17 protein-coding genes and 1 pseudogene are annotated in these 8,237 nt (G+C 67.9%); all 18 read right to left on the bottom strand.

What is annotated here, in order from left to right; translation table 11 throughout:
• Window positions 1-206 (bottom strand): annotated as a pseudogene (locus Q7T52_RS18475) (30S ribosomal protein S5); the annotation flags it as partial.
• A gap of 34 nt (window positions 207-240) precedes the next feature.
• Window positions 241-624 carry a 50S ribosomal protein L18 gene (gene rplR / locus Q7T52_RS18470; RefSeq protein ID WP_304805018.1) on the bottom strand — a complete coding sequence of 128 codons (384 nt, stop codon included), beginning with the start codon at window positions 622-624 and terminating at the stop codon, window positions 241-243.
• A 3-nt stretch (window positions 625-627) separates the two neighbouring features.
• On the bottom strand, window positions 628-1,167 hold the full coding sequence (gene rplF, locus Q7T52_RS18465; RefSeq protein ID WP_304805017.1) for a 50S ribosomal protein L6: 540 nt from the start codon (window positions 1,165-1,167) through the stop codon (window positions 628-630).
• 28 nt (window positions 1,168-1,195) lie between these two features.
• Window positions 1,196-1,597: a 30S ribosomal protein S8 gene (gene rpsH, locus Q7T52_RS18460; RefSeq protein WP_304805016.1), complete on the bottom strand. Its 402-nt coding sequence runs from the start codon at window positions 1,595-1,597 to the stop codon at window positions 1,196-1,198.
• A gap of 76 nt (window positions 1,598-1,673) precedes the next feature.
• Complete coding sequence (locus Q7T52_RS18455; RefSeq protein WP_028636399.1) at window positions 1,674-1,859, bottom strand: type Z 30S ribosomal protein S14; 186 nt, start codon at window positions 1,857-1,859, stop codon at window positions 1,674-1,676.
• Window position 1,860: 1 nt separating this feature from the next.
• Window positions 1,861-2,433, bottom strand: coding sequence for a 50S ribosomal protein L5 (gene rplE / locus Q7T52_RS18450; protein ID WP_304805015.1), 573 nt, complete (start codon window positions 2,431-2,433; stop codon window positions 1,861-1,863).
• Between the two features lie 2 nt (window positions 2,434-2,435).
• A complete protein-coding gene (rplX, locus tag Q7T52_RS18445; RefSeq protein ID WP_304805014.1) occupies window positions 2,436-2,810 on the bottom strand; it encodes a 50S ribosomal protein L24 in 375 nt (124 codons plus the stop codon).
• Window positions 2,810-3,178 (bottom strand): 50S ribosomal protein L14, encoded by a 369-nt coding sequence (gene rplN / locus Q7T52_RS18440; protein WP_091109706.1) that lies wholly within the window; start codon window positions 3,176-3,178, stop codon window positions 2,810-2,812. Before rplN ends, rplX begins: the two co-directional genes overlap by 1 nt.
• A gap of 82 nt (window positions 3,179-3,260) precedes the next feature.
• On the bottom strand, window positions 3,261-3,545 hold the full coding sequence (rpsQ, locus tag Q7T52_RS18435; RefSeq protein WP_304805013.1) for a 30S ribosomal protein S17: 285 nt from the start codon (window positions 3,543-3,545) through the stop codon (window positions 3,261-3,263).
• Window positions 3,542-3,784, bottom strand: coding sequence for a 50S ribosomal protein L29 (rpmC, locus tag Q7T52_RS18430; RefSeq protein WP_304805012.1), 243 nt, complete (start codon window positions 3,782-3,784; stop codon window positions 3,542-3,544). Before rpmC ends, rpsQ begins: the two co-directional genes overlap by 4 nt.
• Window positions 3,784-4,203: a 50S ribosomal protein L16 gene (gene rplP, locus Q7T52_RS18425; protein WP_304805011.1), complete on the bottom strand. Its 420-nt coding sequence runs from the start codon at window positions 4,201-4,203 to the stop codon at window positions 3,784-3,786. The genes rpmC and rplP overlap by 1 nt, the downstream gene beginning before the upstream one ends.
• Before the next feature lie 3 nt (window positions 4,204-4,206).
• The gene (rpsC, locus tag Q7T52_RS18420) at window positions 4,207-5,025 is read right to left on the bottom strand and encodes a 30S ribosomal protein S3 (RefSeq protein ID WP_304805010.1); all 819 of its coding nucleotides are present in this window, start codon (window positions 5,023-5,025) and stop codon (window positions 4,207-4,209) included.
• Window positions 5,025-5,447 (bottom strand): 50S ribosomal protein L22, encoded by a 423-nt coding sequence (gene rplV / locus Q7T52_RS18415; protein ID WP_304805009.1) that lies wholly within the window; start codon window positions 5,445-5,447, stop codon window positions 5,025-5,027. Before rplV ends, rpsC begins: the two co-directional genes overlap by 1 nt.
• Window positions 5,447-5,728: a 30S ribosomal protein S19 gene (rpsS, locus tag Q7T52_RS18410; RefSeq protein ID WP_304805008.1), complete on the bottom strand. Its 282-nt coding sequence runs from the start codon at window positions 5,726-5,728 to the stop codon at window positions 5,447-5,449. Before rpsS ends, rplV begins: the two co-directional genes overlap by 1 nt.
• A 30-nt stretch (window positions 5,729-5,758) precedes the next feature.
• Window positions 5,759-6,595 carry a 50S ribosomal protein L2 gene (rplB, locus tag Q7T52_RS18405; RefSeq protein ID WP_304805007.1) on the bottom strand — a complete coding sequence of 279 codons (837 nt, stop codon included), beginning with the start codon at window positions 6,593-6,595 and terminating at the stop codon, window positions 5,759-5,761.
• A gap of 26 nt (window positions 6,596-6,621) precedes the next feature.
• On the bottom strand, window positions 6,622-6,927 hold the full coding sequence (rplW, locus tag Q7T52_RS18400) for a 50S ribosomal protein L23 (RefSeq protein WP_304805006.1): 306 nt from the start codon (window positions 6,925-6,927) through the stop codon (window positions 6,622-6,624).
• Window positions 6,924-7,589, bottom strand: a complete 666-nt coding sequence (gene rplD / locus Q7T52_RS18395; RefSeq protein WP_304805005.1) for a 50S ribosomal protein L4 — start codon at window positions 7,587-7,589, stop codon at window positions 6,924-6,926. The genes rplW and rplD overlap by 4 nt, the downstream gene beginning before the upstream one ends.
• Before the next feature lie 2 nt (window positions 7,590-7,591).
• On the bottom strand, window positions 7,592-8,237 hold a 646-nt coding region (gene rplC / locus Q7T52_RS18390; protein ID WP_304805004.1), incomplete at its 5' end, for a 50S ribosomal protein L3.

Here is an 8,237-nt window from a genome sequence, read left to right as displayed (position 1 = left end):
CCGACCATGCCGTCGCCGTCGCCGACGATGACCAGGGCGGTGAAGCTGAACCGCCGACCACCCTTGACGACCTTGGCCACACGGTTGATCGCGACGACGCGCTCGAGGTACTGGCTCTTCTCAGCGCCCTGACCACGGCCGCCGTCACGGCCGCCACGGCCGCCACGGTCGCCGCCTGCGCGCTGTCCGCGCTGGGGTCCACTCATGAGTCTCTACTCCCTGTTCGAATTCGTCGCTGGCTTAGAAGGTGAGCCCGCCGGAGCGGGCCCCGTCAGCCAGGGCCGCGATCCGGCCGTTGTACTTGTTGCCGGCGCGGTCGAAGACCACGGTCTCGACGCCCTGCGCCTTGGCGCGCTCGGCAACGAGCTCACCGACACGGGCTGCCTTGGCGCTCTTGTCGCCCTCGTGGGACCGCAGGTCGGCTTCCATGGTGGAAGCCGAGGCCAGGGTCTTGCCGACGAGGTCGTCGACGACCTGGACGGAGATGTGCTTGCTCGAACGGGTCACGACGAGGCGCGGGCGCTCGGCGGTGCCATGGAGCTTCTTGCGGCCACGCACCTGGCGCTTGAGCCGCGACTGAAGACGCTTGGACGCGTGCTTCTGCTGCTTGATCTTGACGGCCATGGACTACTTACCAGCCTTTCCGACCTTGCGGCGGATGTGCTCGCCGGAGTAGCGAACACCCTTGCCCTTGTAGGGCTCGGGCTTACGAAGCTTGCGGATGTTGGCGGCGACCTCGCCGACGAGCTGCTTGTCGATGCCGATGACGCCGAGCTTGGTCGGGCTCTCGACAGCGAAGGTGATGCCCTCGGGTGCGTTGAAGGTGATCGAGTGCGAGTAGCCCAGCTGGAACTCCAGCTGCGTGGGGCCCTTGGACAGGACGCGGTAACCCACGCCCACGATCTCGAGCTTCTTCTCGTAGCCGTCGGTGACGCCCACGACCATGTTGTTGACCAGCGTGCGGGTCAGGCCGTGGAGCGACTTGCTGATGCGCTCGTCGTCGGGGCGCTTGACGTCGAGGACGCCATCACCCTTCTCGACCACGATCGGGGCGGCGACGGTGTGGCTCAGGGTTCCCTTGGGACCCTTGACGGTCACCAGGGGGCCGTCGATGGCCACGTCGACACCGGACGGGACCGCGACGGGGAGCTTGCCAATGCGCGACATGCTGTGTTTCTCCTATCTCGGTCTCGGGTTACCAGACGTAGGCGAGGACTTCTCCGCCCACGCCCTTCTGGTTGGCCTGGCGGTCGGTGAGCAGACCCTGGCTGGTGGAGATGATCGCGATGCCCAGGCCGCCGAGCACCTTGGGCAGGCCCGTGTGCTTGGCGTAGACACGCAGTCCGGGCTTGCTGATGCGGCGCAGGCCGGCGAGCGAACGCTCGCGGCTGCGGCCGTACTTGAGGGTGATGGTCAGCGTCTGGCCGACGCCCTCGTTGTCGGTCACGTCGAAGGAGGCGATGTAGCCCTCCTGCTTGAGGATCTCGGCGACACCCTGCTTGAGCTTGCTGTAGGGCATGGAGACGTCGTCGTGGAACGCCTGGTTGGCGTTGCGCAGACGCGTGAGCATGTCTGCGATCGGGTCGGTCATCGTCATGGGATGGTCGTTCTCTCTCTTCTGTGGTTTCCGCCCCTCTCGGGAGCGGACCTTCAGCGGTTGGTGTGGCTGGTGGTCACCAGGAGGACTTGGTCACGCCGGGCAGCTCGCCGCGGTGGGCCATCTCGCGCAGGCAGATGCGGCACAGGCCGAACTTGCGGTAGACGGCCTTGGGGCGCCCGCAGCGCTGGCAGCGGGTGTAGCCGCGGACGGCGAACTTGGGCTTGCGGGCCGCCTTGACCCTCAGAGCAGTCTTGGCCATGTCAGTTCTCCTTGAAGGGGAAGCCGAGCTGCTTGAGCAGCGCGCGACCCTGGTCGTCGGTCGTGGCGGTGGTGACGATGGTGATGTCCATACCGCGCTGGCGGTCGACCTTGTCCTGGTTGATCTCGTGGAACATGACCTGCTCGGTCAGGCCGAACGTGTAGTTGCCGTTGCCGTCGAACTGGCCCGGGTTGAGACCGCGGAAGTCGCGGATGCGGGGCAGGGCGAGCGACAGGAGGCGGTCGAGGAACTCCCACATCCGGTCGCCGCGCAGCGTCACGTGGCAGCCGATCGGCATGCCCTCGCGCAGCTTGAACTGGGCGATGGACTTGCGGGCCTTGGTGACGGCCGGCTTCTGGCCGGTGATCGCGGTGAGGTCGCGGATGGCGCCCTCGATCAGCTTGGAGTCGCGAGCGGCCTCGCCCACACCCATGTTGACGACGATCTTGACCAGGCCGGGGACCTGCATGATGTTGGGGATCTCGAACTCGGCCTTGATGGCCGGGACGATCTCCTCGCGGTAGCGCGTCTTGAGACGCGGCGTGACCTTCTCGGCCACAGCTCCCTCGGTCATGCTCAGATCTCCTTGCCGGTCTTGCGCGAGATGCGCACGCTGCGCGTGCCCAGGTAGGTCGAGCCGTCGGGACGGCGCTTGGTGACCTCTTCGCGGCGGAAGCCGATCCGGGTCACGCCGTCGCCCTCGACGAGCATCACGTTGGACACGTGGATCGGGGCCTCGGCGGTGATGATGCCGCCGGTGTTGCCCGAGCGGCCGCCCTGGTTGACGACCTTGGTGTGGCGCTTGATGCGGTTGACGCCCTCGACGATCACGCGCTGCTCCTCGCGGAGCACCTTGATGACCTTGCCCTCGGCGCCCTTGTCCTTGCCGGCGATCACCTTGACGGTGTCACCCTTCTTGATGTCGATCTTGGCCTTCTTGGGCGTAGCCATCACAGCACCTCCGGGGCGAGCGAGATGATCTTCATGAACTTCTTCTCGCGCAGCTCGCGGCCCACGGGGCCGAAGATGCGGGTACCACGCGGCTCGCCGTCGGCCTTGAGGATGACGGCGGCGTTCTCGTCGAAGCGGATGTAGGACCCGTCGGCACGGCGGCGCTCCTTGACGGTGCGCACGATGACGGCCTTGACGACGTCGCCCTTCTTGACGTTGCCGCCGGGGATCGCGTCCTTGACCGTGGCGACGATGACGTCACCGATGCCGGCGTAGCGCCGACCCGAGCCGCCGAGCACCCGGATGCAAAGGATCTCCTTGGCACCCGTGTTGTCGGCGACCTTGAGTCGCGACTCCTGCTGAATCACTGTTCTCTCCTTGTCGAGCCGGTTCTCCGCGCCTCTCGGACGAGGAGCCTGGCTGAACGGTGTTGTTGGCCGGGAAGGTGGACTACTTGGCCTTCTCGAGGATCTGGACGAGGCGCCAGCGCTTGGTCGCCGACAGCGGACGGGTCTCCATGATCAGGACCCGGTCGCCGGTGCCGCACTCGTTGTTCTCGTCGTGCGCCTTGAGACGGCTGGTGCGTCGCAGGACCTTGCCGTAGAGCGCGTGCTTGACGCGGTCCTCTACCTCGACCACGACGGTCTTGTCCATCTTGTCGCTGACGACCAGGCCCTCGCGGGTCTTGCGCGTGTTGCGCTCGGTCGGGGTGTTGGTGCCGGTGGTCTCGCTCATGCGGTTGCCTCGTCGTTCGTGCCGGGGGCGGTGCGGATGCCGAGCTCGCGCTCGCGCACCACGGTGTAGATCCGCGCGATGTCCTTCTTGACCGTGCGGAGGCGGCCGTGGCTCTCGAGCTGGCCGGTCGCGGCCTGGAAGCGCAGGTTGAACAGCTCTTCCTTGGACTCGCGGAGCTTGGCCTCGAGGTCGACGTCGTTGAACTCGTCGAGCTCGTGGGCGGTGGTCTCGGCGCTCATCAGAACTCACCGGCCTCTCGGGTGATGAAGCGGCACTTCATGGGGAGCTTGTGGATCGCGCGACGCATGGCCTCGCGGGCCGTCTCCTCGTCGACACCGGACAGCTCGAACATGACGCGGCCGGGCTTGACGTTGGCGATCCACCACTCGGGCGAGCCCTTGCCGGAACCCATGCGGGTCTCGGCGGGCTTCTTGGTGAGCGGGCGGTCGGGGTAGATGTTGATCCACACCTTGCCGCCGCGCTTGATGTGGCGGGTCATGGCGATACGAGCGGACTCGATCTGCCGGTTGGTCACGTAGTGACCCTCGATCGCCTGGATGCCGAACTCACCGAAGGCGAGCGTGGTGCCGCCCTTGGCCGCACCGCGGCGGTTGGGGTGGTGCTGCTTGCGGTGCTTGACGCGACGGGGCATCAGCATGGGTCAGCCCTCCGTTCCGGAAGTCGTCTCCGCGGGAGCCGCCGTCTCGGCCGGAGCCTCGGCGCCACCCTCGCGGTCGGCGCGGGTCGGGCGCGAGCCACGGCTCGGACGCTCGCCACCGCGCTGCGGGCGGTTGCTGCCGCCGCGGCCGGGTACGCCGGCGCGCGCTGCGGCCTGGGCCTGACGCTCGGCACGGGTGCCGGCGACCTCGCCCTTGTAGATCCAGACCTTCACGCCGATGCGGCCGAAGGTGGTCTTGGCCTCGTAGAAGCCGTAGTCGATGTCGGCTCGCAGCGTGTGCAGCGGGACGCGACCCTCGCGGTAGAACTCGGTGCGCGACATCTCGGCGCCATTGAGGCGGCCGGAGCACTGGATCCGGATGCCCTTGGCACCCGAGCGCATCGTGGTCTGCATGGCCTTGCGCATGGCACGGCGGAACTGCACACGACCGGCGAGCTGCTCGGCGACACCCTGGGCGACCAGCTGGGCGTCCATCTCGGGCTGCTTGACCTCGAGGATGTTGAGCTGGACCTGCTTGCCGGTCAGCTTCTCGAGCTCGCCACGGATGCGGTCGGCCTCGGCGCCGCGGCGACCGATGACGATGCCGGGGCGCGCGGTGTGGATGTCGACGCGCACGCGGTCACGGGTGCGCTCGATCTCGACCTTGGCGATGCCGGCGCGCTCCATGCCCTTCGAGAGCAGCTTGCGGATCGCGACGTCCTCGCCCACGTAGGCCTTGTAGAGCTTGTCGGCGTACCAGCGCGACTTGTGGTCGGTGCTGATGCCCAGACGGAAGCCGTTGGGGTTGATCTTCTGGCCCATCAGGCACCCTTTCCGTTCTTCTTGAGAGCAGAGGCCGGCTGCACCACGAGCGTGATGTGGCTGGTCCGCTTGTTGATGCGGGTGGCGCGGCCCTGGGCGCGGGGGCGCCAGCGCTTCATCGTCGGGCCCTCGTCGACCATGGCGACGGAGACGACCAGGTCGCTGGCGTCGAGGCCCTCGGTGGTCTCGGCGTTGGCGATCGCGCTCTCGAGGACCTTGTAGACGGTCTCGGAGGCGGCCTGCGGCGCGAACTGCAGGATCGACAGCGCGTCGGCGACCGGGAGGCCGCGGACGAGGTCGACCACGCGGCGGGCCTTCATCGGGGTGATCCGCTGGAAGCGGGCACTCGCGAACGCGCCGGGCTGGTCGCCCAGGAGCGTGTCGCGGCGCGCGCTGATGCGGTGGCGCTCGGTGGTAGACATCAGCGACGACGCCCCTTCCGGTCTTCCTTGACGTGCCCGCGGTAGGTGCGGGTCGGGGCGAACTCGCCCAGCTTGTGGCCGACCATCGAGTCGGTGACGAAGACCGGGACGTGCTTGCGACCGTCGTGGACGGCGATCGTGTGCCCGATGAAGTCGGGCGTGATCATGGAACGGCGCGACCAGGTCTTGATGACGTTGTGGGTGCCCTTGTCGTTCTCGGCGTCCACCTTCTTCTGAAGGTGGCCGTCGATGAAGGGGCCCTTCTTGAGGCTGCGAGGCATCTGTCTCTAGTTCCTTTTCCTAGGCCCTGATCAACGCTTGTTCTTGCCGGACTTGCGCCGGCGGATGATCTGCGAGTCGGAGGCCTTGCGCTTGCGCGTGCGGCCCTCGGGCTTGCCCCACGGGGACACGGGGTGACGTCCACCGGACGTCTTGCCCTCACCACCACCGTGCGGGTGGTCGACCGGGTTCATGACGACACCGCGGACGGTCGGGCGCTTGCCCTTCCAGCGCATGCGGCCGGCCTTGCCCCAGTTGATGTTGGACTGCTCGGCGTTGCCGACCTCGCCGATGGTGGCGCGGCAGCGGACGTCGACGAAGCGCATCTCGCCGGACGGCATGCGCAGCGTGGCGCGCGAGCCCTCACGGGCGACGAGCTGGGCGCTGATGCCGGCGGACCGGGCGATCTTGGCGCCGCCGCCGGGGCGGAGCTCGACGCAGTGGATCGTGGTACCGACGGGGATGTTGCGCAGCGGCAGGTTGTTGCCGGGCTTGATGTCGGCGCCGACGCCGGACTCGACCCGGGTGCCCTGGGTCAGGTCCTTGGGGGCGATGATGTAGCGCTTCTCGCCGTCGACGTAGTGGAGCAGCGCGATACGGGCGGTGCGGTTGGGGTCGTACTCGATGTGAGCGACCTTGGCCGGCACGCCGTCCTTGTCGTAGCGACGGAAGTCGATGATCCGGTAGGCACGCTTGTGCCCGCCGCCCTGGTGACGCGTGGTGATCCGACCCTGGTTGTTGCGGCCGCCCTTCTTGGGCAGCGGACGCGTCAGGGACTTCTCGGGCGTCGTACGGGTGATCTCGACGAAGTCGGCGACCGACGAGCCACGACGGCCCGGGGTGGTCGGCTTGTACTTGCGAATAGCCATGAGTCAGTAGTCCTCTCGGAACCCGGTCAGGAGACCGGACCCCCGAAGATGTCGATGCGGTGGCCCTCGGCGAGGCTGACGATCGCGCGCTTGGTGTCCTTGCGCTTGCCGAGGCCGGTCTTCGTGCGGCGCGTCTTGCCGACCCGGTTGAGCGTGTTGACCGAGGTCACCTTGACGCTGAAGATCTTCTCGATCGCGATCTTGATCTCGGTCTTGTTGGCGTCGGGACGCACCAGGAACGTGTACTTGTTGGCGTCGAGCAGGCCGTAGCTCTTCTCGGACACCACCGGTGCGATCAGGACGTCGCGGTGGTCCTTGTGGATCGTGCTCACTTGTCGCCCTCCTCGGTCTTGTCGAGGCCGACCGCGGGGGCGGCCTTCTCGGCCCGCGTCGCGGTGCCGGTCTGCTGGGCCACGAACGCGTCGTAGGCACCCTGGGTGAAGACGATGTCCTCGGAGGCCAGCACGTCGTAGGTGTTGAGCTGGTCGACGGCGACGATGTGGACCTCGTGCGCGTTGCGCAGCGAGAGCCAGGTGACGCTGTCGGCGCGCTCGAGCACGACGAGGAACTTGGCACGCGAGGAGATCTCGGCCAGCGCCTTGAGAGCGACCTTGGTCGACGGCTTGTCGCCGCTGACGATCGACTCAACGACGTGGATGCGCTCGTTGCGGGCCCGGTCGCTGAGGGCTCCGCGCAGGGCGGCGGCCTTCATCTTCTTGGGGGTCCGCTGGTCGTAGCTGCGCGGCTGCGGGCCGTGGACGACGCCACCGCCGGCGAACTGCGGCGCACGGGTCGAGCCCTGGCGGGCGCGGCCGGTGCCCTTCTGCTTGTAGGGCTTGCGGCCACCGCCGCGCACCTCGGCGCGCGTCTTGGTGGAGTGGGTGCCCTGGCGGGCGGCGGCGCGCTGGGCGACGACGACCTGGTGGATCAGCGGGACGTTGACCTTGGCGTCGAAGATCTCGGCGGGGAGGTCGACGGGGACGGTGGTAGCCATGCTCAGGCCTCCTGCTTCTTCGCGGCGGAGCGGAGCATGATCAGGCCGCCCTTGGGGCCGGGGACGGCGCCCTTGAGCAGGATCAGGCCCTTCTCGACGTCGACCGCGTGGACGGTGACGTTCTGCGTGGTGACGGTGTCGGTACCCATGTGGCCGGCCATCCGGGTGCCCTGGAACACGCGACCGGGGGTCGCGCAGGCGCCGATGGAGCCGGGCTTGCGGTGGTTGCGGTGGGCACCGTGGGACGCGCCCACGCCGTGGAAGCCGTGGCGCTTCATGACGCCGGCGAAGCCCTTGCCCTTGCTGGTGCCGGTGACGTCGATCGTGTCGCCGGGAGCGAAGGTGTCGACCGCGAGCTCCTGGCCCACGGTGTAGGTCGAGGCGTCAGCGGTGCGAATCTCCACGACGTGGCGGCGCGGCGTGGTGCCGGCCTTCTCGAAGTGGCCGGCCTGCGGCTTGGTGATCTTGCGACCCTCGATCTCGCCGTAGCCGACCTGGATGGCGTTGTAGCCGTCGGTCTCGGGCTTGCGGATCTGGGTGACCACGTTGGTGCTCGCGGCGATCACGGTCACGGGGACGACGCGGTTGTTCTCGTCCCACAGCTGGGTCATGCCGAGCTTGGTGCCCAGCAGACCCTTCACGTTGCGT

The sequence above is a fragment of the Nocardioides sp. genome (assembly GCF_030655615.1).
Classification (GTDB): Bacteria; Actinomycetota; Actinomycetes; order Propionibacteriales; family Nocardioidaceae; genus Nocardioides.
Note: the sequence above shows the minus strand (reverse complement) of the source record. Positions and strands in the feature narration are given on the sequence as shown.